Genomic DNA, 22820 nt, shown 5'->3' on the forward strand with positions numbered 1-22820 from the left:
GTGCGGGGCGTGTCCGTTCGAACGGCACGCCCGTGCGCATTTTCGAAGGGTAGGTAGAACAACTGATCAAGTCGTCGAAGCGCGAAGATGGAAACGATCGACGCCATTGACCGCGGCGATTTTGTCGACGTTGCCGACGTGCGTATCGAGCGAGTAACATCCACCAACCCGATCACGCGGGTCGCGGGCACGGGCCGCCCGCCGGACAGTTCAAATAGTGAGAAGGGAGCACAAGGTGGATATTCTGCGCAGTCTCCTCGGTATGCTGTTTCTGTTGCTGGTCGCGTATCTGCTGTCGAACAACCGCCGCGCGGTCAGCGCGCGGACCATGATCGCCGCGCTGCTCACGCAGTTCGCGATCGGCGCGCTGGTGCTGTTCGTGCCGTCGGGCCGCGCGGCGCTGGCCGCGGCCGCGAACGGCGTCAATCGCGTGCTCGACATGGGCAATCACGGCATCGCGTTCGTGTTCGGCGGGCTGGTCGACGCGCGGATGTTCCAGTTGTTCGGCGACGGCGGGTTCGTGTTCGGCCTGCGCGTGCTGCCGATGATCATCTTCGTCACCGCGCTGATCTCGGTGCTGTACTACATCGGCGTGATGAAGTGGATCGTCGCGATCCTCGGCGCGGGGCTGGCGAAGGTGCTCGGCGTGAGCCGCATCGAGGCGTGCTCGGCCGTCGCGACGATCTTCCTCGGGCAGAGCGAGATGCCCGCGCTCGTGAAGCCGTTCGTGCGCAACATGACGAGCGCCGAGATCTTCACGGTGATGGCGAGCGGCATGGCGTCGGTCGCGGGCTCGGTGCTGGTCGGCTACGCCGGCCTCGGCGTGAAGATGGAGTACCTGCTCGCCGCGTCGTTCATGGCGGTGCCGGGCGGTCTGCTGTTCGGCAAGCTGCTGTTTCCGACCGTCGAGCCGAGCCGCGTGGTGGTCGACGGCCTCGATTTCGACGACAAGCGGGCCGCCAACGTGATCGAGGCGGCCGCATCCGGTGCATCGGTCGGCCTGCGGATCGCGATCAACGTCGGCGCGATGCTGATCGCGTTCGTGGGACTCATCGCGCTGATGAACCTGATCGTCGGCGGCGCGGCCGCGTTCGCGGGCTTTCCGCAGGTCACGCTGGTCGGCATCATCGGCCACCTGTTCGCGCCGCTCGCGTGGATCATCGGCGTGCCGTGGCACGATGCGACGCTGGCCGGCAACTTCATCGGCGAGAAATTGATCTTCAACGAATTCGTCGCGTACGGCGACCTGTCGCCGTACCTGAAGGGCGGTGCGCACGCGGCGGCGGCCGGCCTCCAGGTGCTCGACCCGAAGACGCTCGCGATCGTGTCGTTCGCGCTGTGCGGCTTCGCGAACTTCTCGTCGATCGCGATTCTCGCGGGCGGCTTCAGCGCGGTCGCGCCCGAGCGCCGCTCGGACGTCGCGCGGCTCGGCTTGCGCGCGCTGACGGCCGCGACCCTGTCGAACCTGATGAGCGCGGCGATTGCCGGCCTGTTTTTCTCGCTGCATTGAACCGTGCAGTCGACTCCGATCGAAGCGAGGCAACGATGTTTCTACCGCAGGAATTCATTCGCAGGAAGCGCGACGGGCAGCCGCTCGATCGCGACGGCATGGCCGCGTTCGTGCGCGGCGTAACCGACGGCAGCGTGACAGAGGGCCAGGTGGCCGCGTTCGCGATGGCCGTGTATTTCAACGACCTGAGCACGGACGAACGCGTCGCGCTGACGCTCGCGCAGCGCGATTCGGGCGACGTGCTCGACTGGCGTGCGCTCGATCTCGGCGGGCCGGTGATCGACAAGCATTCGACGGGCGGGGTCGGCGACGTCGTGTCGCTGATGCTCGGGCCGATGGTGGCCGCGTGCGGCGGCTACGTGCCGATGATCTCGGGGCGCGGGCTCGGCCATACCGGCGGCACGCTCGACAAGCTCAGCGCGATTCCCGGTTACGACGTGATGCCCGATACGGACGCGTTTCGCCGCACGGTGCGCGAGGTCGGCGTCGCGATCATCGGGCAGACCGCGCGGCTCGCGCCGGCCGACAAGCGCATCTATGCGATCCGCGACGTGACGGCGACCGTCGAATCGGTCGCGATGATCACCGCGTCGATCCTGTCGAAGAAACTCGCGGCGGGGCTCGACGGGCTCGTGATGGACGTCAAGGTCGGCTCCGGCGCGTTCATGCCGACCGCGGAGAAATCGGCGGAACTTGCCCGCAGCATCGTCGACGTCGGCAACGGCGCCGGCATGAAGACGACCGCGATCCTCACCGACATGAACCAGTCGCTCGCGCCGTGCGCGGGCAACGCGCTCGAGGTGGCGTGCGCGATCGACTACCTGACGGGCAAGTCGCGTCCCGCGCGGTTGCACGACGTGACGATGGCGCTGTCGGCCGAACTGCTCGTCACCGGCGGGCTGGCGCGCGATGCCGACCACGCGCGCGAGAAGCTGCGGCAGGCGCTCGATTCCGGCGCGGCGGCCGAGCGTTTCGCGCGCATGGTCGTCGCGCTCGGCGGTCCTGCCGACCTGATCGATGCCCCCGCGCGGCATCTGGCGCGGGCGGCGGTGATCGTGCCGGTTGCGGCGCCCGCGAGCGGCGTGGTGCAGCGCGTCGATTGCCGTGCGCTCGGGCTGGCGGTGGTCGCGCTCGGCGGCGGCCGCACGCGCGCGGAGGACGCGATCGACGTCAGCGTCGGCCTGTCGGGGCTCGCGGAGATCGGGCAGCGTATCGAGGGCGGCGAGCCGCTCGGCTTCGTGCATGCCCGCGACGAAGCGGCCGCGGCTCACGCGGCGGACGCCGTTCGGCGCGGCTACGTGCTCGGCGAGACGGGCGAAGCGCCGCCGACCCTTTACCAGCAGGTCGGCTGACCTGCTCCTGGAGGCCTCACCACGATGGAACGAGACGAACTGATCGAACAGGCGAAGGCGGCGCGCGACCGCGCGTATGCGCCGTATTCGCGCTTCAAGGTCGGCGCGGCGCTGCAGGCGCGCGACGGGACGGTTTTCCACGGCTGCAACGTCGAGAACGCGTCGTACGGACTGTGCAATTGCGCGGAACGCACGGCGCTGTTCGCGGCGATCGCCGCCGGTTATCGGCCGGGAGATTTCGCGCGGCTCGCGGTCGTCGGCGACACGGACGGCCCGATCGCGCCGTGCGGCGCATGTCGTCAGGTGATCATCGAGATCGGCAAGCCCGACATCGAAGTGATTCTCGCCAACCTGAAAGGGGCCGTCGAGATCACGACGGCCCGCGCATTGCTGCCGGGCGCGTTCACCCTGTAACGGCGCGCGCCGCGGCGCGCCGCATGCGTTGCCTCATGCGCCGTCGCGCGCGTCGCGGATCGGGATCACGGTGCGTGCGCCGCACTGGCGCAGCAGGTCGCGCAGCTCGTTGATGACCGGAAACACCTCGTGGTTCCAGTCGGCGCCCTGGCGATCGTGTGCTTCCTGCTCGCGCTCGACGATCCAGCGATCCTCGCGGAAGATGCGCTCGGTGAACCACACGAGCAGCGGCCATGCGAGATCGAGTGCGAACGGGATGCCCGGCTTGTGGATCGACAGCAGCCCGAACGTGCGGTTGGTGCGCTGCTCGGCGTCGAGCGGCACGTAGACGATCCACAGATCCATCACGAGCGTGCCTTCGCTCGAGCGAATCTGCAGCGTCTGGTATGGATAGCCGGTGCGCACCGTCATCACGCTCTTGTCGGACTGATCGGCCGGCTTCTTGCTCGCGCCGAACACGAGCGCCTCGCCGACGGGCTGCTTGCCTTCCATCCGCGCGAACGTGTAATCGACCTCGACCCAGTCGTCGCCGCGGCGGCGGCCCAAGGAGCGCGCGCGCATCTGTCCCATCTGCTTGCGATGCAGGAACTGATGGTTCATGTCCATCAGGTTCTCGTGCATGAACGAGTAGTGGCACTTGACCTCGCGGCCGAAGCGGCGCGTCTTGTACGCGCGGTCGTCCGCGGATTCGAGCGCGGGGAACGGCCGTTCCTCGGCGAGCGTGGCGTCGCCCGGAAACACGAAGATCAGCCCGTGCGCTTCGCGACAGGGATACGCGCGCACGCCGTTGGGCAAGCGCTCGCGGCCCAGGTAGGGCACGTCGACGCAGCGGCCGCTGTCGCACGCGTAGGTCCAGCCGTGATAGCAGCAGCGCAGCGTCTCGCCGCTCACGACGCCCGCATGCAGCGGCACCTGGCGGTGCGCGCAACGATCTTCGAGCGCATACACGGCGCCCGATTCGGTGCGCACGAGCACGATCGGGTCGCCGGCGAAGCGCACGCCGAGCGTCTTGCCGCGCTTGAGCTCACGCGACCACGCGAGCGGGTACCAGTGATCCGGATGAATGGGCACGCGGCGCAGGTCGCGCACGGCCGCGCCGGTGGACGGTTCTTCGAGGGTATTGCCGTCAGGCAAAGGCACTGCGCGCATGCGTGACGCCTCCTGGCTGGACTGGAATGTCGAACGCCGCAAGAAGCGGCGGGAATCCAGAGAGTCTACGCGAAGTTGCCGGCCGCGGCGGCCGCGATGCGGGTTTGCCCCGGCGTCGCGCCGGCCGATTCGTTGATGTGGCGCAAACGGGCCGCCGCCGGTGCGTGGCGGCCGCGGCGCGGCTGTGCGGCGGGCGGCATCCCGTCACGCAGCCCCGGCGGCGGTCACGAGCGGCTCACAGGCGGGCTCACAAGCGGCTCACGAGCGCGCTTCGCGCCACAGCACCGCGTCGGCACGGTACAGCGCCGGGAAGTGTTGTTTCAACCCGGCGACCTTCGGCATGTCGTTGAACGCGATATACGGCGCATCCGGATGCAGTTCGAGGTAGTTCTGATGATAGGCCTCGGCCGGATAGAACCCCTTGTAGGCCTCGACGCGCGTGACCACGGGCGCCGGAAACACGTGCGCGCTGCCGAGTTGCGCGACGTACGCGGTCGCGACCGCGCGCTGCTGCGCGGTGGTCGGGAAGATCGCGGACCGGTACTGCGAGCCTTCGTCGGGGCCTTGCCGGTTCAGTTCGGTCGGATCGTGCGCGACCGAGAAGAACACCTGCAGCAGCCGGCCGTACGTGATCTGGGTCGGATCGTAGACGATGCGCACCGATTCCGCGTGCCCCGTCAGCCCCGATCCGACCAGCGCGTAGTGCGCGGTTTCGGACGCCCCGCCCGCATAACCTGCGGTGACCTGCTTCACGCCCTTCACGTGCTCGAACACGCCCTGTACACCCCAGAAGCAGCCGCCGGCGAGCACGGCCGTCTCGTCGTGCGACGCGCCGGGCGTTTCGTCGAGCGTTGGCGCGGGCACGGTGCGCATCGGCTCGGCGGAATTGACGATGCGCTGGTAGCCGAACACGGCGGCCGCCGCGACGGCGATGGCGCCGATGCGGCGCAGCATGGCCGCGCGCCGTCGTGCGGCGGCATCGCGGATAGGGATCGGGTTCATCAGTTGCTCCTTCGACATGCGTTGAGAAAAGCGGCGCCCGGATGGCGGCGGCGCGCGCGATCAACCGAAAGTGAATGCGTACGCATCGACACCCGGATCGAGGAATTCGATCGCGAACGTGCGATCGGCGATCGCGCCGGGCTGCCGGACGAGCTGGTACAGGCGCTGGCCGGTGACGGTGCCGTAGCCCTGCGCGTCGACGTCGGCGCCATGCGCGGCGCCGGGCGCCGCGCCGTCGAGCGTCACGCGAAAGCGCACGGGGCCGCCGTTCGTGCCGGGGCCGAGCACGAGATGCAGGTCGCGCGCATGGAAGCGGTACACGATCCGGCCATCCGGTGCGGCGAGCGACGCGCGTTCGGCGCCGACGTTCCACGTGCCCGCGAGGCCCCAGCCGTTGAGATCCGGCTGGGCCGGCACGTCGTAGCGGTGTGCTGCATCGCGCACGACGCCGCCCGGCGACGCGAAGCTTTCCGCGCGCGCATAGCCGACATAGGTTTCGGGCGAACGGACGTCCGCGCTGTCGGCGGCCGCGAGCGCACCCTTCGCGGGCGCACCGGCGAGCCCGAGCGGCACGTTCAGCGCGTCCGGATGGCCGGCTTCGGCGAGCAGCGACTGGATCGCGCGTTCCGATTGTGCGTATTCGCCTTCGCCGAAGTGGTGATGACGGATCCGCCCTTGCGCGTCGATGAAGTAGTGCGCGGGCCAGTATTCGTTGTTGAACGCGCGCCAGATCGAATAGCCGTTGTCGATCGCGACCGGGTAGTCGATGCCGAGGTCGTGCACGGCCTTCTTCACGTTGCCGATGTCGCGCTCGAACGCGAACTCCGGCGCGTGCACGCCGATCACGACGAGTCCGTACGGCGCGTACTTGCGTGCCCAGGCATTCGTGTACGGCAGCGTGCGCAGGCAGTTGATGCACGAATACGTCCAGAAATCGACCAGCACGACCTTGCCGCGCAGCCCGGCCGCCGTCAGCGGCGGCGAGTTCAGCCACTGCACCGCGCCGTCGAGCGACGGCAGCGTGCCTTCGACCGGCAGCGCGGCCGCGGGGGCGCCGGCCGCACGCATCATCGCGCCGCCTGCCTGCGCGCCGTCGGCCGCGGCGACGGTCATCGCGCCGCCCGTCGCGTTGTCGGTGGCACCGGTCGCGGCCGTTGCCGCCGGCGCGCGGTTCGAGCGCCCGCCGAGGCGGTCGACCAGCTTCGTTTCGAGCCCGCCCGTGGTGACGGTCGACAGTTGCGCGAGGGCGCCCGTGTCGAGGCCGAGCGCGATCGCGCCGACGCCGGCCAGGAGCGCCGCGCCGATCCCGCGCTTGATCCATTCGCCGGCGCCGAGCGAGCGCTTCATCGCGGCGAATACCTTGCCGCCGATCACGAGCGCGACGCCGAGCGACGTTGCCGCTCCGGCCGCATACGCGACGAGCAGCAGCGTCGTGCCGACGCTCGCGCCGCGCAGCGCGGCGCCGGTCAGCACGAGGCCGAGGATCGGGCCCGCGCACGGCGCCCACAGCAGGCCCGTCGCGACGCCGAGCAGCAGCGACGACGCCGGGCCGGCCGGGCGGCCGTCGCGTTGCGCGAACCCGGTGAGCCGGTTGCCGGCGGCGACGAGCGGGCGCGTCAGATGTTCCGCGAAGCGCGGCATCAGCAGCGTCAGGCCGAACACCGCGAGCAGCACGATCGCGAGCCAGCGGCCGGCCTGGTTGGCCTGCGCGACCCAGCCGCCGCCGACGGCGGCGAGCGTCGCGACGACGGCGAACGTGAGCGCCATGCCGGCGAGCAGCGGCAGGCCGCTGCGCACGAACGGCTGGTCGGCGCGCGCGAACACGAACGGCAGCACGGGCAGGATGCACGGGCTCAGGATCGTGAGCACGCCGCCGAGATAGGCAAGGACGATGAGCAGCATGGTGCGTTCTCCAGTCGGACGGGAGTGGGGCCGGGTCAGGCGGCGGACGGGTGGAAGGCGAGCGCGAGGCCGTTCATGCAGTAGCGCAGGCCGGTGGGCGCCGGGCCGTCGTCGAACACGTGGCCGAGATGGCCGCCGCAGCGGCGGCAGTGCACTTCGGTGCGGACCATCCCGAACGACGCGTCGGTGTCGGTGCCGACCGCGTGGTCGAGCGGCTTCCAGAAGCTCGGCCAGCCCGTATGACTGTCGAACTTGGTGGCCGACGAGAACAGCGCGAGGTTGCAGCCGGCGCACGCGAACGTGCCGTGCCGGTGCTCGTCGTTCAGCGGGCTGCTGAACGGCCGTTCGGTGCCGGCTTCGCGCAGGACCGTGTATTGGGCGGGCGTGAGCCGGCGATGCCATTCGGCGTCGCTGAGCGTGATCTCGAAAGGAGCGGCTTTGGGTGCGCCAGCCGGCGGCGCGGCGAACGCACGGCCGACCAGCGCGCGGCGGCCGGCGGACGACAGCGCCGCGAGCGCGGCGAGGCCGGTGGCGCCGGCGAACAGCAGGTGTCTGCGGGTGGGCATGATGGGCTCCTGGAAGCAGGTCCTGAAAACATGCGCCCATCGTAGGCGGCGGCCGGTGTCGAAGTCCTCACGGAAAGTTAAATGAATCGTGATTATTTACTCGGCGTTCCGGCCAGGGCCGCTGAAATCCGTCCGATCCAGGTCTGGCAAGGGTTTGCGGGGAGTTGATGGTCCGCCCACTTCCTCTGAAATCCTGCACGAGCCACAACTTTTTAGTGTCTTTTTAGTGTTCGTGGTCTGGAGTAGGCTCTGCTTAGGATGCGCGCGCCGATCGGATCACGATATCGGTGGAGGGCGATCATGGGTGCATTGACGGTCAGGCATAATTTTAATCGGCTTACGGTTGTCCGGCAGGTTACTCCGCCACCTTGAACAGGCGGTTCTTGTTGATCACGCCGGCTTTCGTCTGTTTGCCGTCGTCGTCAGCGGCGGGCCGCAGATGCCGATCGTCGAGCGTCGGCCCCGTATAGCGGCTGCGCGGCCGGATCACCTTGCCGACGCGCAGCTGCTCGATGCAGTGTGCGAGCAGTCCGACGCTGCGCGCGATCGAGAACAGCCCGAACGCCGCATCGCGCGGCAACTGAAGCTGCACCGACAGCATCGCCAGCGCGACATCGATGGTCGGCCGCTGGCCGGTGAGCGTCGTGACCTTGTCGACGAAGTGCGCGAGTTCCGCCGGCGGATCGAGCCGCGCAAGCAGCGCGGCCGCGCGCGGATCGCCGTCGGGGTAAAGATGATGGCCGAAACCGGGAATCGGGATCGCGGACTTCAGGTGATGATCGACGACGCGCTCGGCACCCAATCGTTGCACGTCGTCGAACACCGCACGCACGCGTCCCGACGCGTCGCCGTGCAGCGGCCCCGACAACGTCGCGAGCCCCGTCAGCAGGCAGCCTGCCAGCGACGCGCCGGTCGATGCGGTGATGCGCGCTGCGAATGCCGAACTCGTGATCTCGTGATCGGCGACCAGCACCATCGCGCGGCGCAACAGGTCTGCGCCATGGCTGTCGAGGCCCCATCCGGCCGCGAGCCGCTGATGGGTGTGAAGCGGGCTTGCGCCGGCATCGTCGTGCGCGCCGAACGCGCGCGACACGATCGCGACGAGCTGCCCGGCCTCGATGTGCAGCGCGCTGTCGAGCCGGCCGAGCGTCGAATGGCCAAACGCGGCCAGCGTCGCGAGCATCGTGAACGCACATTGCCGGTCGCGCTCGCCTGGCGGCAGCACGATCACCGGCGCGTCGAACCACACCGGCGCGGCGGCCTGCCAGAGCAGCGCAGCCGTTTCCTCGAGCGTCGCGGTATCCGCGAGTTCAATGCTGTCGCGGCCGCGATACCATGCGCGGCCCTTCGAGAACGTGGTGATGCCGCTGTAGATGCACGGCTCGGCACCGAAGATCGTGCTGGCCGCGAGCGCCGCTCGCTTGCGGCCGACCTGTTTCTTGCGGCAAAGCGCGACCACGTCCTCGGCGCGATACAGGCTCTTGCGCGGATCGTCGGGATCCTGCATCACGGCAATGCTGCCGCGGCTCGCGTACGCATAGACGGTCTGCGCCCGCACGCCGAGCCGCCGCGCCGCTTCCGTCAGGGTGATCCAGTTCTGCATGGGGAGTCGTGATGAGGATGCGGCCGGTGCGCGGCCGCTTGCGCCGACTATAGACCGGGTTCAGTTCAATGTCATCTCGGCCGGGCGCCGCTCGAGCACCTCGACGAGGATGTCGCCGGGCGCGCGCACGAAACAGCCACGTACACCGGCGCGGATCCGCGTGACGGGCTGGACGATCTCGGCGCCGTTGTCGACGAGATGCGCGTAAGCCGCATCCAGATCCTCGACGAGCACGCCGAAGTGGTCGATCCCTTGCATGCGCGCGCCGTCCGGCACGATCCCCGGACGCGCGTCCGGCAGCGCCGTGATGAAGAGGTCGATCGCCCCGATCCGCAGGTCGATGCGGCCGGGGCGCCGCACGATTTCGGCGTTCAGACAGCGCGCAAACCACGCGGCGGTGGCCTCGGCATCAGCCGAGCAGAGTTGAAGGTGATCCCATTTGAATTCGATCATGATCGTGCTCGGTACGTGTAGGAGTGGCCGGGATGGCGGGTAAAGGGGCGGACGGGGTCAGAGCCCGATACGCGACAGCTTGCCGAGCAGCACCGAGTACGACAGCGTGCCGACGAGGCAAATCGCACCCATCAGGTTCAGCGCCCAGAAAAAGTTTCCGGTGTGCTGCGTCACGTAGCCGATCATCAGCGGCGTGGTGACGGCCGCGATGTTTGCGGCAAGGCTCGTGATGCTGCTGGTGAGTCCGACATAGCGTTTCGGCGCGATCTCGGACACGGCCGCCCACGACATCGAGCCGATTCCCTGTGCGAAGAACGCGACGGTCAGTATCGCGATCACCAGCGCGTTCGACTGCACGAAGTTGACGAGCACGATCGATGCGCCGAGGAAGGTGCCGATCACGAGCGGCGCCTTGCGCGACGACGACATCGATACGCCGCGCCGGATGCAGAGATCGGACAGATAGCCCGCGATCAGGATCCCGAGCGTAGCGCCGATGAACGGCATCGCCTGGAAGAAACCGACCTTGATCATCGACATGTGCCGTTCCTCGACCAGGTAGGTCATGAACCAGGTCGTGAAGAACACCAGCAGCGTGTTGTTGCAGAATTTGCCGAGACAGATCGCGAGGATCTGCCGATAGCCCAGCAGGCGCAGCGCCATGCGCCAGTCGAAACGGTCGCGCGCCGTCACTACCGGCTGCCCTTCGGTGATGTACTGCAGCTCGGCGGCGCTGACGCGTGGATGGCGCGACGGATCGCGATAGAGCCGGTACCAGACGACGCTGAACAGAATGCCGAACGCGCCGGTTGCGAAGAACACGGTACGCCAGCCGAACGCGGATGAGATCCACAGCAGCAGCCCGGTGAAGAGCGGCGTGCCGATGTACTGACCCATCACGTACACGCTCGTCGCGAAGCCGCGCTCCTGGACCGGGAACCACATCGTCACCGCGCGCGCGTTCGACGGAAACGCGGGCGCTTCGAGCGCGCCCATCGCCAGCCGCGAACCGAGCAGCATGTGATAGCCGTGCGCGAGCCCTTGCGTGAGCGTCGCCAGCGACCAGCCGACGAGCGACAGCGCATACGCGACGCGCGAGCCCAGCATATCGGCGAGCACGCCTGCCGGCAGCAGCGCGATCGAGTACGCGAGGCCGAACACAGCGAACAGCTCCCCCATCTGCACGCGGGTGAGCGCGAGGTCCTTCGACAGCGCGGGCGCGACGATGCCGAGCGCCGAGCGGTCGACGTAGTTGAGGATGGTGGCCACCAGCAGCATCGACAGCACGCCGTAGCGCACTCGCGATCGTGTTGCGATGCCTGCGTGCGCGTCGAACTCGCGCATGACCGAAACCTGCTCTTCTGCGGTTTTCAATGTCGTCTCCTGTCTCCTGATTGCACGGCCGGCGTGCGGTGGTGCTGCACGCCGGCGCTCGCCCGGTCAGCCGCGCCCGACGAACGGCATCGCGCTCGCCATGATCGTCATGTTCAGAATGTTCGCTTCGAGCGGCAGGCTCGCCATCTGCACGATCGCGTTCGCGACGTGCGTGACGTCGACGCGCGGCTCGGGCGCGATGCGGCCGTCGGCCTGCAGCACGCCGTTGTTCATCCGCTCGGTCAGCGACGTGGCGGCGTTGCCAATGTCGATCTGACCGCACGCGATGTTGAATCGCCGCCCGTCGAGCGCGAGCGAACGCGTGATGCCGAGGACCGCGTGCTTCGTGGCCGTGTACGCGATCGTGTTCGGGCGCGGCGTGTGCGCGGAAATCGAACCGTTGTTGATGATGCGGCCGCCTTGCGGCGTCTGGCGCTTCATCTGGCGCCACGCGGCGCGGGCGCACAGGAACACGCCCGTCAGGTTGGTGGCGACCACGTCGTTCCAGAACTCAAGCGAATAATCGTCGAGCGGAACGGCGCCTGCGTTGCGGCCCGCGTTGTTGAACAGCACGTCGAGGCGACCGAAGTCATGCGCAATCCGCGTGAAGCTCGCATCGACCGATGCCTCGTCGGAAACGTCGGTCGGAATGGCCGCGGCCACGCCGCCGGCCCGCTCGACGATCTCCTGCGTCGCGAGCAGCGGATCGATACGCCTGCCGAGCAGCGCGACGGTGAAGCCTGCTCGCGCCAGCGCAACCGCCGCTGCCTGCCCGATTCCGGTGCCGGCGCCCGTCACTGCCGCGATTTTTTTCTCTGCCTGCATTTTCACGATCTCATCTTCAGTCCGTTGAACATGCAAAAAGCATTGCGCGGCGACGACTTCGCAGCAATCTTGATTCTTTCAATCAATATCAACCGCCCCGTCCAGACGGGCTGGCGTCAGGGTTTTCCTGAGTTCGCGGCTGCGCCGTTCGCGCGCCGGCACGGCATCGCGCATGGCATAGGACATGATCGGAATCGGTCGATCATCCGGTCGCTCAATGCCGCGCGGACATGTTGATCGAACCAATCAATATTGACCCGCGCCGACTGCACTTCGTAGGCTGTGTTCCGTTTTCCGACCCAAGGACGAGACCATGCCTGACAACAATCGCACCCGCCTGTTGGTTGCGCGACGCGTTCCCGCCGCAGTCGCCGCACGCGCAGAATCCGAATTCAACGCGTATGTAACGGACGCCGACATGGACGCGCCGTCCGTCGTCGAGTTCTGCAATCGCTACGAGACGCCGGCGGTGCTGATCGGCAAGAAATCGGGGCTGCAGGCCGAGCACATCGCGGCATTGCCGCCGAGCGTGAAGATCATCGCGAACGCGAGCGCCGGGTACGACCACATGGATGTCGCCGCCGCACGCGCACGCGGAATCGCGGTCAGCAACGCCCCCGATGCGCTGACCGACTGCACGGCCGATTTCACGATGCTGCTGGTGCTGGCCGCGTGCCGGCGTGCATCGGAGTACGAGCGTATCGTGCGCGCGGGGTGGGGAAAGTCGTTCGGCATGACCGACATGCTCGGCACGCGCGTGAACGGCAAGACGCTCGGAATCGTCGGTTTCGGGCGGATCGGCCGGGCGGTCGCGCAGCGCGCGCGCGGCTTCGGGATGAAGATCGTCTATACCGATCGGCGTCCCGCACCGCCCGAGATCGAGGCCGGTGCACGCTATTGCGCGGATCTCGACACGCTGCTCCCGCAGTGCGACATCCTCACGCTGCACGTGCCCGGCGGCGGCACGCCGTTGATGACCCGCCGCGAATTCGGCTTGCTGCGCGGCGGTGCGGTATTCGTGAATGCGGCACGCGGCAGTCTCGTCGACGAGGATGCGCTTTACGATGCGTTGACGTCGTATCGGCTGTTCGCCGCGGGGCTCGACGTTTACCGGAACGAACCCAACATCGATCCGCGCTTTGCCGCGCTCGACAATGTGTTTCTGTCGCCGCACATGGCGAGCGCGACCATCGAGACGCGCGACCAGATGGGGTTTACCGCGCTCGACAACGTCGCGGCGGTGCTTGACGGGAAGGGGGCGCCGAACGCGCTGTGATGACGGCGGGCGAGAGCGCTCGCTCATGCCGGGGTGTCCGATGACGGAACCCCGGCTCCAACCGCGTCGTTACTTCAGCACCCCCTGCGCCACCAGCACCTCATGCGCGGCCTTGAACGCGCTGAGACGATGCGGAATACCCGAATAAGCGGTCGCATGCAGCAGCGTTGCTTTCATTTCGTCCAGCGGAGTGGTGACGGACGCCCTAATGTCGAATAGCGATAGAGCTTCCGCCTTAGTCTCGCCTGATGCGCCAGACCATGCCGCCGCTCTTAGTTTTGCGAAACATCAGGTGCCATTTTCCTCTCGCCACTGGTCATAAGATGTCACATCTTACGACCGTGCGCGATCCCTGAGAATATATGGATGTGTCAAGAGATGGCTTGCGAGAAGATGGCTTTAGTTATACGATGACTGATCAATTAGGGGCCGACGCCGCCCAATGAACGATCTCGCACGAGCGCGGTCGTCCGTCAAATCGCACTTTCGGCCGTCGGCCGCATAGTTTGCCCCGACTCGCCGCACCGGGAATACATTCGTGAAAATCGTCGCCATCGAAGTCATTCGTCTCTCGCTTGCATTCGACGCGGGCCGCCGTCCCGTTGCCGCAGTTGAACCGGCCGCTGCGGACACGTATAACGCCGCAGACCGCTCGCTGCGCCGAATGGAGTCGCTGCTGGTCAGGCTTACCGATGACGCAGGGCGGGTGGGTTGGGGTGAAGCATTCGGTCATCTGATCAATCCCGTCACGTTCGCCGCGCTCGAAGGCCCGGTCGGCCGCTGGTTCAAGGGCGCCGAATTCGAGCCGACGCGGCACGGGATCGCCGCGTTGCGTTTCGCGGCCGATCGCGCGCTGCATGCGTTCGGGCGCACCGGACCGGTGCTGTATGCATTGTCCGCGATCGACACGGCGCTGCACGACCTCGCCGCGCAGGCGGCCAGCGTGCCGCTGTATCGCTGGCTCGGCGGTCATCGCGACGAGATCGACGTGTATGCGAGCCTGGTCAGCTACGATAACGACCCCGACGAAGTCGCGCGCCACGTGCGGCGTGCGTCGGACGAACAGTTCCGGCGCATCAAGCTGCACGAGACGCAACATGCGGCCATCGCGGCCGCGCGTGCGGCGTTGCCGGCCGGCAGTGAGCTGATGGTCGACGTGAACTGCCCGTGGACGGCGAACGACGCGCTGCGGCACGTGAGCGAACTTGCCGACCTGCGGCTTGGCTGGATCGAGGAACCGGTGTGGCCGTGCGACGACGCGGACGGCATCGCGCGTGTGCGTGGTGCCGGCGTGCCGATCGCGGCGGGCGAGAACGCGTCGGGCGTCGCGGGCTTTCGCGACCTGTTCGAACACGGCGCGATCGACGTCGCGCAGCCAAGCATCGCGAAGATCGGTGGACCGACCGGCATCGCGGAAGTGATCGCGCTCGCGGCGGAGCACGGCGTGCGGGTCGTGCCGCACTGTTTCTATTACGGAGCGGGGCTGCTGGCGACCGCGCACGTGGTCGCGACGCTACCGGACGATGTCGCGCTCGAAATTCCCTATCTCGACTGGCCCGAGCGCCTGCATGACGCGCAGCGGCCCGGCGCGCGGCTGCGCTTGCCCGATGTGCCCGGGCTTGGCTTCGTGCCGGACGAAGCGGTGCTGGCACGCAACACGATTGCGCACGCGACGATCGGTTGAACGCAGGAACGGTGCGCTCGGCGCAAACGGAAATCAGGAAGCCGGGCGGATGCGCAGGCACGTTCCCGGCTCGACAGGAGACAACATGAAAACGCGTTACCGCTGGTGGATCGGCGCGCTGCTGTTCGGCGCCGGCATGCTGAACTATCTCGATCGCGCGGCGCTGTCCGTCGTCGCGCCGATCATCAAGCGCGAACTCGGCATTGACGACGCGCAGATGGGTATTCTATTCAGCAGCTTCTTTATCGGCTACTGCGTGTTCTGCTTCGTCGGCGGCTGGGCCGCTGACCGGTTCGGGCCGCGTCGCGTGTTCGCGTGCGCGGCCGGCGTGTGGTCGCTGTTCTGCGGGGCGACCGCGCTGGCCGGATCGTTCGCACACCTCCTGATCGTGCGCGTCGCGTTCGGGATCGGCGAAGGGCCGATGGGGACGACCACCAACAAGGCGATCTCGAACTGGTTCCCGCGCCGCGAAGCGGGGCGCGCGGTCGGCTGGACCAACGCGGGGCAGCCGCTCGGCGCGGCGATCGCGGCGCCGATCGTCGGTCTGGTCGCGCTGCAGTTCGGCTGGCGCGTGTCGTTCGTCGTGATCGCTGCGCTCGGCTTCGTGTGGCTCGCCGCGTGGTGGGCGTTGTTCCGCGACGATCCGGCGAGCCACCCGCGCGTGTCGCCGGAAGAGGCGCGCGAGATCGCATCCGACCGGACGATCGACGTCGCACCGGATGCGCATGCGGACGATCGCGCCGCGCGTCCGCTGCGGCGCGATCTGTTGTCGCGGCCGGTGCTCGGCGTCGCACTCGCGTTCTTCAGCTTCAACTACGTGCTGTATTTTTTCCTGTCATGGCTGCCGAGCTACCTGACCGACTACCAGCATCTGAACATCAAGCAGATGAGCGTCGTCGGGATCCTGCCGTGGCTCGGCGCGACCATCGGATTCGTGGCCGGCGGCACCGTGTCGGATCGCATCTACCGCCGCACCGGCGACGTGCTGTTCGCGCGCAAGATCGTGATCGTCGTCGGGCTCGCGGTCGCGGCGGCCTGCGTGCTGCTAGCGTCGCGCGTGAGCTCGCTCGGCGCGGCCGTCACGCTGATCGCGATCGCGAGCCTGTTCGCGTTCATGGCGCCGCAGGCTTGCTGGTCGCTGCTGCAGGAAATCGTGCCGCGCGAACGTGTCGGCTCGGCGGGCGGGTTCGTTCACCTGCTTGCAAATCTTGCGGGCATCCTCTCGCCGAGCGTGACCGGTTGGCTCGTTCAGTATGGCGGTGGGTATGCGAGCGCGTTCGTGCTCGCGGGGGCATCGGCGCTGGCCGGTGCACTGATTCTGACGTTCACGGTGCGCGCGCGGGCCGTTGTGCAGATGCGTGGGGCTGCCTGACGAAGTAATCCGTTGAACTAGCAACGCGGGAGTGGGTGTGACCTGATTTAATCATCGTCGGTTGATGAAACCCGCTCAGCTATACCCAGCCCGCCGAAGCCGAGACAAACTGCCATCGGCAACTTGGAACAGCCACCGCTGAGTCGGCATCAAGTTAAACCGACCAGCCTCCCCGATTTGACCCTGAACCAGAATTAGTCGCGGTCGGAAGTAGAGATTCCCGGCTTGGTTGAGTTGTCACGCGAGGTGGACTCCCTTGCCTGACGGGCGAATTCGACGGGCGTCATCCACTGCAATGCAGAGTGGGGACGAACCTCGTTATAGTACGTGGAACGTTGTCTCGTCGCCGTAGATCAGGTTCGATTCGAGCAGCGCGTCGTACATCAGATTAATCACCGGTTGCGTGGCGGGTCGCACCGCGACCACGGCTGGCGGCCGACGTGTTCGATGAGATATCGCCGCCGAAGCGACGCAGGAGCGTGGCTTGGCGTAACCGCGGCGCGCCAAGCTTTTTTAACATACCAACACAGCGCGCCGGGATGGGAATCCATCAAAGCACTGTAGTGACAACCTTCTTGCGGAGAAAGGCAAGCAGCGAAGTCTTCGAGAGATCGTGCCCTGAGCCGCTATTCTTGAATCCTCCCCATGGCAGCCGCGCATCCAGCGGACTCCAGCCATTGATCGCAACCGATCCTACGTTACGCGCGCCGCGATACGATGTGCATTCGTCAGATCTCGCGTCCAGATCGTCGTGGACAACGCAAATTCCGAGTCATTGGCAATCTGTACGGCTTCGTCGATAGAGTCGAAGGGTATGATCATCCCGACGGGGCCGAAGATCTCCTCCTGGGCAATCCGCATGTCGTTTCTGACATCGACGAAGATGGTAGGCCGCACGAAGTAGCCACGCTCAGGTAGCGGTTCATCGCCTGCGATGAGACGCGCGCCTTCTTCCTGTCCGATGCGAACGTAATCAAGTACCCGGCGCCTGTGCCCTGCGTTGATGAGCGCACCCATGGACGCACCTTCAGTCAGCGGATCACCGATGGAAACGGATTTTGCTGCTGCGGCGAGCTTTTGCGCAAATTGATCGGCGAGTGAACGATGCACGAGCACGCGAGAGCCGGCCGCGCATGTCTGCCCTGGTTGATGAAAAGACCCATCGCCACACCTTGCACGGCCGATTCCAGGTCGGCATCGGGAAGCACTATCTGAGGTGCTTTGCCGCCCAGCTCGAGCGTAAGCTTCTTGAAGTTGCCCGCGACATCCGCCGCGATGGTTTTTCCAACCGCCGTGCTACGGTGAAGCTTATTTTATCGACGTCCGCGTGATTGACCAGAGCACGCCCCACGCTGGGTCCGCCGCCGTTGACGATGTTGACCACGCCATTGGGGAAGCCCGCCTCCTCGATCAATGAAGCAAGCGCAGAAACGGCGAGCGGCGCTTCCTCGGACGGTTTGATGACCACGGTGCATCCTGCCGCGACAGTTCCGGAAATCGGGCGAGATAGGCCGTGTCCTCCCCACCGTGCCGCACGCCGAGGTGGCTGCTTTTATGGATGCCGTCCTGGCCGAGGCGCACCGTGCGGATTGGCATTGCCGCATCTCTTCGATAGCTAGCCAGTCGGGCAGCACGACCACCCTACGTTGCGCAGAGACGTGCAGCAGCATCCGCCCGGTCTGCTCGGCGGTGCGGTGAGAATTGGGCGTGCAGTGGGCAGGAACCTGCGTATAGAACGACGTGCGTTTCAACACTCGAGGCTCATCTCGATGGTCTGTAGTATTTCGCCACAAATCGAGCCTCTGCGAGGGTATTTCCATGCAGTTGATAGGCGACGAGCGCTGGACCTGACGTCGGCTTTGCGTCGATTTCCGGAACGGAAAGCGCGAATACCGTGACGACATACCGATGAGATTCCCCTTGAGGCGGACAAGGTCCGCCGTACTTCGACTCACCGAAATCCGTCAGCGTTTCCAACGCACCCGCCGGCATCAGTCTCGCGTTCCCCGAAGCGCCCATCTCGATCGAAGACACCGATGGCGGGATATTGACGACCGACCAGTGTGTCCATCCAAGCCCGCGCGTCGGCGCATCAGGATCGAACATAGTCACGACGATGCTTTTCGTCCTGGACGGAACGTGGGACCACGAGATGTGAGGAGAAACGTTTTCGCCACGACATCCGAATCCGTTGTAAACCTGGCCGGTCGCGAATCGTCCATCACGGCCGAGGCCGTCAACCTTGACCGAAAACGTCTCAGAACAAGCGATCGCCGGCATGACTGCAAGAAGCGTAGTGCCGATGCCTTTTCGAAGAAGAGTCAAGATTTCCATGGGGCGCCTCATCAAAGAGTTCAGTGCGCCGTCTCGTATAAACAGGGCGACGCTGGATGTATCGGATATGCGACTATCGTGGAAGCGGATTTTGGGTCATGGTCGAGAGGATGAGTAGAGCGGGAAGTGCACTCACCGTGTTGTCACGACAACAACAATCGGAAGACAGCGGGAAAACAGAGACGTCCTCAATCCAGCATCTGCCGCACACAGTCCACGCTTAGTCCGATCGGATATGAATAACGACACGCTGATCTTCGACGCGCCGCGCCACCGCTTACAGAAGATTGCGTACCAGATGTTTCGTCGCGGATGCCGAGGACATCGTGCAGGACGTATGGCTGCGCTGGCACGACGCGGCGCGCGACAGCATCGAGAATGCCGAGGCGTGGCTCGTCGCGATCACGACGCGGACGTCGATCGATCGCCTGCGCGCGGCGAAGCTCCGGCGCGAGCACTATGCGGGTATCTGGCTGCCCGAACCGGAGCTCGGCGAATCGCCCGCGACGCCCGAGGAAATGACGGAGCGCGCGAACGACGTGTCGGTTGCGTACCTGCTGTTGCTCGAACGACTGATCGGCGACGGCGGCGGTCATATCCAGAGCTTCCCGAAACCGATGGTCGGCGGCCGGCGGATCGCTCAACTGTTCTATGCGACGTGGTTGCGCTGCGGCAGCGGTGTCGAGATGCGGCCGGTCGTGCTGAACGGCCAGTGGGCGATGCTGCGCTTCATCGGCGGACAACTCGAAGCGGCGATGTCGTTCGAGACCGACGGTACGCGCATCGGCCGGATTCTCGTGCAGCGCAACCCCGACAAGCTCGCCCGAATCGCAACTGCCTGCGCGGCCGGCTGACCCGCGCAGCGCACGCCGGCGCCGGCCGCGGCCGCGGTCGAGCGCGGATTGGTGCAGCGCACGCAACACGATGCGTCCCTGTGCGTGGCTACCGCGCACCGGCGCACACTCCTAAGATGATTTCGCGCGACGTCATGGCGCCGCGTATCAACTACATTCAACAGTCGCCCGAGCTGTTCCGGAAATTCCTCGAACTCAGCACCAGCTGCGTAGCAGCGCGATCGAGGAATCGATCCGCGATCTCGTGTCGCTCCGGGCGTCCCAGATCAACGGCTGCGCGTTCTACGTCGACATGCACGTGAAGGAAGCGCGCATCCACGGCGAGCGCGAGCTGCGCCCTCCCAGCAAAAGGAAAGCCCAATGAATCAGAATGCGGATGGCATTGCAGATCTCCGGCGTCTTGTGATTTTGTTGAGCGACAGACTGGAAACGGTTTCTGAGGAGGTGGTCAGGCTGATGTGTCGTCTCGACGCGTATCAAATGGTAATGGAGGGGTTGATCTTGGCGCCCCCTGATTGGCAAACTGTTTTTGCGTGAGGTCTACCTTCAGGTTGAGCAAGTTGTTCAGATTCCTGTGGCTGATTCAGACGCGCGAGAGCGGTACCTTGATCAGATCATGGAGCAATTAGGTCCGTTGCTGGTTGACCTCGTTCGGCGACGTCCGCAAGCGAATTGAGCTAGCCTCGCGATACGGCAGGACAGGCTGCGGTGAAATCCCCTCTCCAACAGCGGGGGATTTATTCGTTATTTTCTCGTGTTTGCTTCAACACCGTCAGCGAAGAGGTTTGTTCACGGATGGCGGTCCGCCGTCGGTAGTAGCGCGGCGAAACGGTCGGCGAGCGTCGGGCGCGACCGTGCGGGCCAGATAGCGCTCAGCTCGAAATTCGGCAGCGCGGCGCCGTCGCGAATCGGGCTGTATGCGACCCCGTCGAACGCGAACGCGTGGATCGACGTCGGCAGCAGCGACACGCCGCAGCCGGCGGCGACGCATGCGACGACGGTCAGCGTGCGGTTCACGTCGAGCACGATGTCGACCGGATGCCCGGCCTGGCGGAACGCACTGAGGATGCCCGCGCGGATCAGCGGCAATTGATCGTGCGGAAACCACACGAGGCCGGCCGCGGCCAGATCGGCCAGCGTCACCGTGCCGTCTGGCTGGCGTGGGAACGCCTTCGGCAGCACCGCGACGAGCGGATCGCGCCGGATCATCTGCTCGCGCATCCGGCCGTTCACCGCGACCGGCGTATGCAGCAGCCCGATGTCTATCTCGCCGCGCTCCAGCGCGATCGCCTGCTCGGCATTGCTCATTTCGCGCATCACGAGTTCGACGTCGGGCGTGCTTTCGCGCAGCGCACGTATAGCGCGCGGCAGCGTGTCGAACAACGCGGCGCTGACGAAGCCGATGGTCAGACGCCCAGCGCGCTGCGCACCGATTTCGCCCGCCCGATGCGCGGCCGCGTCGAGCCGCGCGACGCTCAGGCGCAGGTCGTCGACCATCGCGAGCCCGGCCGGCGTGAGCGTCGCGCCGCGCCGCGACCGCTCGAACAGCCGGACCCCCAACTCATTTTCCATCCGGTTCAGCGCCTGGCTGAGCGCCGGCTGCGCAATGCCGAGTTCGCTGGCGGCGCGCGTAAAGCTGCCGGAATCCGCGATCGCGAGAAAGTAGCGGACGTGCCTGATTTCCATAAGCGTGTGTTATGAATAATTATCCGAAACATAGTAGCGAATTATCCAAATGATTCATAGGATGCACATCGGGCGTCGTCGAACCCGGCCGCGCCTCCGATAGCGGCGCGATCAGGCGGCGCACGGCGACGACACGAGGAGACCTCCGTTGACCTGGATGCGCGAACTCTCGACGACCGAACGGCGCACGTTGCGCGGCTGTTTTGCCGGCTGGGCGCTCGATGGCCTCGACACGCAGATGTTCAGCCTGGTGATCCCGGCGCTGCTCGCGACCTGGAGCATCGGCAAGGGGCAGGCCGGGCTGATCGGCGGCGCGACCCTCGTGTCGGGCGCGCTCGGCGGCCTGCTGGCCGGCGTGATCGCGGATCGCTACGGGCGCGTGCGGGCGCTGCAGATCACCGTGTGCTGGTTCTCCGCCTTCACGTTCCTGAGCGCATTCGCGCAGAACTTCGAGCAGTTGCTGGTGCTGAAGGCGTTGCAAGGGCTCGGCTTCGGCGGCGAATGGACCGCCGGCGCGGTGCTGCTCGCGGAGACGGTCGGCGCGCGCCATCGCGGCAAGGCGATGGGCGTCGTGCAGAGCGCGTGGGGATTCGGCTGGGGCGCGGCGGTGCTGCTGTACATGATCGTGTTCGCGTGGCTACCGCCCGAATGGGCGTGGCGCGTGCTGTTCGCGATCGGCGCGCTGCCCGCGCTGCTGGTGCTGTATATCCGCCGCGCGATTCCGGAGCCGCCGCGCGCGACGCCTGCGCCCGCGAACGTAGACGATGCGCCGACGGTGGGCATCTTCGACCGCTCGGTGCTGCGCACGACGGTGGTCGGCGGCCTGATCGGCGTCGGCGCGCACGGCGGCTATCACGCGATCACGATCTGGCTGCCGACCTACCTGAAGACCGAGCGGCACCTGTCGGTGCTCGGCACCGGCGCGTATCTCGCGGTCGTGATCGTCGCGTTCATCTGCGGCTGTTTCCTGAGCGCGTATTTGCAGGACCGGATCGGCCGGCGTCGCAACGTGATGCTGTTCGCCGCGTGTTGCGCGGTGATGGTGAACCTGTACGTGTTCCTGCCGCTGAACGACGTCGCGATGCTGCTGCTCGGGTTTCCGCTCGGCCTGTGCTCGGCCGGCATTCCGGCGACGCTCGGCACGCTGTTCAACGAACTGTATCCGCAAAACGTGCGCGGCCGCGGCGTCGGGTTCTGCTACAACTTCGGCCGTATCGTGTCGGCGGGCTTTCCGGTGCTGGTCGGGCGGATGGGCGAATCGCTGCCGCTCGGCACGGCGCTCGGCATCGATGCGGGCATCGCGTACGGGCTCGTCGTGATCGCGGTGTGGTTCCTGCCGGAAACGCGCGGGCGCCGTCTGCCCGACGCGGCTGCCGGTCCGGGCGCGGACGGCGACACCCGCGCCGGCGCATCGCTGTAGTTTTCGTCCTTCGTTCATTCCGTCGCCTGTCGCCCGCTGCCGGG

The 22820-nt window shown here is 66.5% G+C and carries 23 protein-coding genes and 5 pseudogenes; 10 read left to right on the forward strand and 18 right to left on the reverse strand.

Annotated features, from left to right (window positions below; translation table 11 throughout):
* Nucleotides 1–235: 235 nt before the first annotated feature.
* From HWX09_RS21520 to HWX09_RS21530, 3 genes are read left to right on the forward strand one after another with little or no spacing between them, the layout of a single operon-like run.
* Nucleotides 236–1510, forward strand: a complete 1275-nt coding sequence (locus tag HWX09_RS21520; protein WP_027786234.1) for a NupC/NupG family nucleoside CNT transporter — start codon at nt 236–238, stop codon at nt 1508–1510.
* A gap of 35 nt (nt 1511–1545) precedes the next feature.
* Nucleotides 1546–2862, forward strand: coding sequence for a thymidine phosphorylase (gene deoA / locus HWX09_RS21525; RefSeq protein WP_027786233.1), 1317 nt, complete (start codon nt 1546–1548; stop codon nt 2860–2862).
* A 24-nt stretch (nt 2863–2886) separates the two neighbouring features.
* A complete protein-coding gene (locus HWX09_RS21530; protein WP_027786232.1) occupies nt 2887–3276 on the forward strand; it encodes a cytidine deaminase in 390 nt (129 codons plus the stop codon).
* A gap of 33 nt (nt 3277–3309) precedes the next feature.
* Here the strand turns inward: HWX09_RS21530 and HWX09_RS21535 are convergent, their stop codons facing one another.
* From HWX09_RS21535 to HWX09_RS21570, 8 genes are all read right to left on the reverse strand, one after another.
* Nucleotides 3310–4425, reverse strand: coding sequence for an aromatic ring-hydroxylating dioxygenase subunit alpha (locus tag HWX09_RS21535; protein ID WP_027786231.1), 1116 nt, complete (start codon nt 4423–4425; stop codon nt 3310–3312).
* A gap of 258 nt (nt 4426–4683) precedes the next feature.
* Entirely contained in the window at nt 4684–5427 is a 744-nt protein-coding gene (msrA, locus tag HWX09_RS21540) for a peptide-methionine (S)-S-oxide reductase MsrA (protein WP_027786230.1), read from the reverse strand.
* A gap of 60 nt (nt 5428–5487) precedes the next feature.
* The gene (locus tag HWX09_RS21545) at nt 5488–7329 is read right to left on the reverse strand and encodes a cytochrome c biogenesis protein DipZ (RefSeq protein ID WP_027786229.1); all 1842 of its coding nucleotides are present in this window, start codon (nt 7327–7329) and stop codon (nt 5488–5490) included.
* 35 nt (nt 7330–7364) lie between these two features.
* A complete protein-coding gene (msrB, locus tag HWX09_RS21550) occupies nt 7365–7895 on the reverse strand; it encodes a peptide-methionine (R)-S-oxide reductase MsrB (RefSeq protein ID WP_027786228.1) in 531 nt (176 codons plus the stop codon).
* Between the two features lie 355 nt (nt 7896–8250).
* Nucleotides 8251–9498 (reverse strand): citrate/2-methylcitrate synthase, encoded by a 1248-nt coding sequence (locus HWX09_RS21555; RefSeq protein ID WP_027786227.1) that lies wholly within the window; start codon nt 9496–9498, stop codon nt 8251–8253.
* 60 nt (nt 9499–9558) lie between these two features.
* Nucleotides 9559–9951, reverse strand: coding sequence for a VOC family protein (locus HWX09_RS21560; protein ID WP_027786226.1), 393 nt, complete (start codon nt 9949–9951; stop codon nt 9559–9561).
* A 57-nt stretch (nt 9952–10008) separates the two neighbouring features.
* On the reverse strand, nt 10009–11295 hold the full coding sequence (locus HWX09_RS21565) for an MFS transporter (RefSeq protein WP_027786225.1): 1287 nt from the start codon (nt 11293–11295) through the stop codon (nt 10009–10011).
* 96 nt (nt 11296–11391) lie between these two features.
* Complete coding sequence (locus HWX09_RS21570) at nt 11392–12150, reverse strand: SDR family oxidoreductase (protein WP_027786224.1); 759 nt, start codon at nt 12148–12150, stop codon at nt 11392–11394.
* Between the two features lie 313 nt (nt 12151–12463).
* Between HWX09_RS21570 and HWX09_RS21575 the strand changes: the two genes are divergently transcribed.
* The gene (locus tag HWX09_RS21575; protein ID WP_027786223.1) at nt 12464–13426 is read left to right on the forward strand and encodes a D-glycerate dehydrogenase; all 963 of its coding nucleotides are present in this window, start codon (nt 12464–12466) and stop codon (nt 13424–13426) included.
* A 69-nt stretch (nt 13427–13495) separates the two neighbouring features.
* Here the strand turns inward: HWX09_RS21575 and HWX09_RS33975 are convergent.
* Nucleotides 13496–13609, reverse strand: a pseudogene (locus HWX09_RS33975) (gamma carboxymuconolactone decarboxylase); the annotation flags it as partial.
* A gap of 355 nt (nt 13610–13964) precedes the next feature.
* On the opposite strand from HWX09_RS33975, the gene HWX09_RS21585 reads away from it, so the two are divergent.
* Nucleotides 13965–15110: a mandelate racemase/muconate lactonizing enzyme family protein gene (locus tag HWX09_RS21585; RefSeq protein WP_027786222.1), complete on the forward strand. Its 1146-nt coding sequence runs from the start codon at nt 13965–13967 to the stop codon at nt 15108–15110.
* 85 nt (nt 15111–15195) lie between these two features.
* Entirely contained in the window at nt 15196–16482 is a 1287-nt protein-coding gene (locus HWX09_RS21590; protein WP_027786221.1) for an MFS transporter, read from the forward strand.
* Between the two features lie 194 nt (nt 16483–16676).
* Here the strand turns inward: HWX09_RS21590 and HWX09_RS33980 are convergent.
* From HWX09_RS33980 to HWX09_RS21610, 8 genes and pseudogenes are all read right to left on the reverse strand, one after another.
* Nucleotides 16677–16808, reverse strand: a pseudogene (locus HWX09_RS33980) (hypothetical protein); the annotation flags it as partial.
* Nucleotides 16804–16972 (reverse strand): annotated as a pseudogene (locus HWX09_RS33655) (transposase); the annotation flags it as partial. The pseudogenes HWX09_RS33655 and HWX09_RS33980, both read right to left, overlap by 5 nt.
* Nucleotides 16973–17032: 60 nt before the next feature.
* The gene (locus HWX09_RS33985) at nt 17033–17248 is read right to left on the reverse strand and encodes an aldehyde dehydrogenase family protein (protein WP_321575641.1); all 216 of its coding nucleotides are present in this window, start codon (nt 17246–17248) and stop codon (nt 17033–17035) included.
* Nucleotides 17176–17592 carry an aldehyde dehydrogenase family protein gene (locus HWX09_RS33870; protein WP_230469155.1) on the reverse strand — a complete coding sequence of 139 codons (417 nt, stop codon included), beginning with the start codon at nt 17590–17592 and terminating at the stop codon, nt 17176–17178. The genes HWX09_RS33985 and HWX09_RS33870 overlap by 73 nt, the downstream gene beginning before the upstream one ends.
* Nucleotides 17514–17759: an aldehyde dehydrogenase family protein gene (locus tag HWX09_RS33875; RefSeq protein WP_267896673.1), complete on the reverse strand. Its 246-nt coding sequence runs from the start codon at nt 17757–17759 to the stop codon at nt 17514–17516. The genes HWX09_RS33870 and HWX09_RS33875 overlap by 79 nt, the downstream gene beginning before the upstream one ends.
* Complete coding sequence (locus tag HWX09_RS33880) at nt 17690–17950, reverse strand: aldehyde dehydrogenase family protein (protein ID WP_256980730.1); 261 nt, start codon at nt 17948–17950, stop codon at nt 17690–17692. Before HWX09_RS33880 ends, HWX09_RS33875 begins: the two co-directional genes overlap by 70 nt.
* Nucleotides 17893–18078 carry a hypothetical protein gene (locus tag HWX09_RS21605; protein WP_175888594.1) on the reverse strand — a complete coding sequence of 62 codons (186 nt, stop codon included), beginning with the start codon at nt 18076–18078 and terminating at the stop codon, nt 17893–17895. Before HWX09_RS21605 ends, HWX09_RS33880 begins: the two co-directional genes overlap by 58 nt.
* 165 nt (nt 18079–18243) lie before the next feature.
* Nucleotides 18244–18816 (reverse strand): YbhB/YbcL family Raf kinase inhibitor-like protein, encoded by a 573-nt coding sequence (locus HWX09_RS21610; RefSeq protein ID WP_080681410.1) that lies wholly within the window; start codon nt 18814–18816, stop codon nt 18244–18246.
* Nucleotides 18817–19051: 235 nt separating this feature from the next.
* Here HWX09_RS21610 and HWX09_RS21615 point away from each other — a divergent pair.
* From HWX09_RS21615 to HWX09_RS21625, 3 genes and pseudogenes are all read left to right on the forward strand, one after another.
* Nucleotides 19052–19670: pseudogene (locus tag HWX09_RS21615) on the forward strand (sigma factor).
* 134 nt (nt 19671–19804) lie between these two features.
* Nucleotides 19805–20007, forward strand: a pseudogene (locus HWX09_RS21620) (carboxymuconolactone decarboxylase family protein); the annotation flags it as partial.
* A gap of 23 nt (nt 20008–20030) precedes the next feature.
* On the forward strand, nt 20031–20207 hold the full coding sequence (locus tag HWX09_RS21625) for a hypothetical protein (RefSeq protein WP_155257383.1): 177 nt from the start codon (nt 20031–20033) through the stop codon (nt 20205–20207).
* A gap of 252 nt (nt 20208–20459) precedes the next feature.
* Here HWX09_RS21625 and HWX09_RS21630 read toward each other — a convergent pair whose 3' ends face one another.
* Nucleotides 20460–21356, reverse strand: a complete 897-nt coding sequence (locus tag HWX09_RS21630) for a LysR family transcriptional regulator (protein ID WP_027786218.1) — start codon at nt 21354–21356, stop codon at nt 20460–20462.
* Nucleotides 21357–21513: 157 nt separating this feature from the next.
* Between HWX09_RS21630 and HWX09_RS21635 the strand changes: the two genes are divergently transcribed.
* Nucleotides 21514–22776, forward strand: coding sequence for an MFS transporter (locus tag HWX09_RS21635; protein WP_227789574.1), 1263 nt, complete (start codon nt 21514–21516; stop codon nt 22774–22776).
* Nucleotides 22777–22820 lie beyond the last annotated feature (44 nt).

It is taken from the genome of Burkholderia sp. BCC1208, from assembly GCF_902833095.1.
Taxonomy (GTDB): domain Bacteria; phylum Pseudomonadota; class Gammaproteobacteria; order Burkholderiales; family Burkholderiaceae; genus Burkholderia.

Bases quoted from the DNA above. Each gene is read 5' to 3' on its own strand.
- deoA (WP_027786233.1), top strand. From the start codon at position 1,546: ATGTTTCTACCGCAGGAATTCATTCGCAGGAAGCGCGACGGGCAGCCG.
- HWX09_RS21530 (WP_027786232.1), top strand. From the start codon at position 2,887: ATGGAACGAGACGAACTGATCGAACAGGCGAAGGCGGCGCGCGACCGC.
- HWX09_RS21535 (WP_027786231.1), bottom strand. From the start codon at position 4,425: ATGCGCGCAGTGCCTTTGCCTGACGGCAATACCCTCGAAGAACCGTCC.
- msrA (WP_027786230.1), bottom strand. From the start codon at position 5,427: ATGAACCCGATCCCTATCCGCGATGCCGCCGCACGACGGCGCGCGGCC.
- HWX09_RS21545 (WP_027786229.1), bottom strand. From the start codon at position 7,329: ATGCTGCTCATCGTCCTTGCCTATCTCGGCGGCGTGCTCACGATCCTG.
- msrB (WP_027786228.1), bottom strand. From the start codon at position 7,895: ATGCCCACCCGCAGACACCTGCTGTTCGCCGGCGCCACCGGCCTCGCC.
- HWX09_RS21555 (WP_027786227.1), bottom strand. From the start codon at position 9,498: ATGCAGAACTGGATCACCCTGACGGAAGCGGCGCGGCGGCTCGGCGTG.
- HWX09_RS21560 (WP_027786226.1), bottom strand. From the start codon at position 9,951: ATGATCGAATTCAAATGGGATCACCTTCAACTCTGCTCGGCTGATGCC.
- HWX09_RS21565 (WP_027786225.1), bottom strand. From the start codon at position 11,295: ATGCGCGAGTTCGACGCGCACGCAGGCATCGCAACACGATCGCGAGTG.
- HWX09_RS21570 (WP_027786224.1), bottom strand. From the start codon at position 12,150: ATGCAGGCAGAGAAAAAAATCGCGGCAGTGACGGGCGCCGGCACCGGA.
- HWX09_RS21575 (WP_027786223.1), top strand. From the start codon at position 12,464: ATGCCTGACAACAATCGCACCCGCCTGTTGGTTGCGCGACGCGTTCCC.
- HWX09_RS21590 (WP_027786221.1), top strand. From the start codon at position 15,196: ATGAAAACGCGTTACCGCTGGTGGATCGGCGCGCTGCTGTTCGGCGCC.
- HWX09_RS21605 (WP_175888594.1), bottom strand. From the start codon at position 18,078: ATGCCAATCCGCACGGTGCGCCTCGGCCAGGACGGCATCCATAAAAGC.
- HWX09_RS21610 (WP_080681410.1), bottom strand. From the start codon at position 18,816: ATGGAAATCTTGACTCTTCTTCGAAAAGGCATCGGCACTACGCTTCTT.
- HWX09_RS21625 (WP_155257383.1), top strand. From the start codon at position 20,031: ATGAATCAGAATGCGGATGGCATTGCAGATCTCCGGCGTCTTGTGATT.
- HWX09_RS21630 (WP_027786218.1), bottom strand. From the start codon at position 21,356: ATGGAAATCAGGCACGTCCGCTACTTTCTCGCGATCGCGGATTCCGGC.
- HWX09_RS21635 (WP_227789574.1), top strand. From the start codon at position 21,514: ATGCGCGAACTCTCGACGACCGAACGGCGCACGTTGCGCGGCTGTTTT.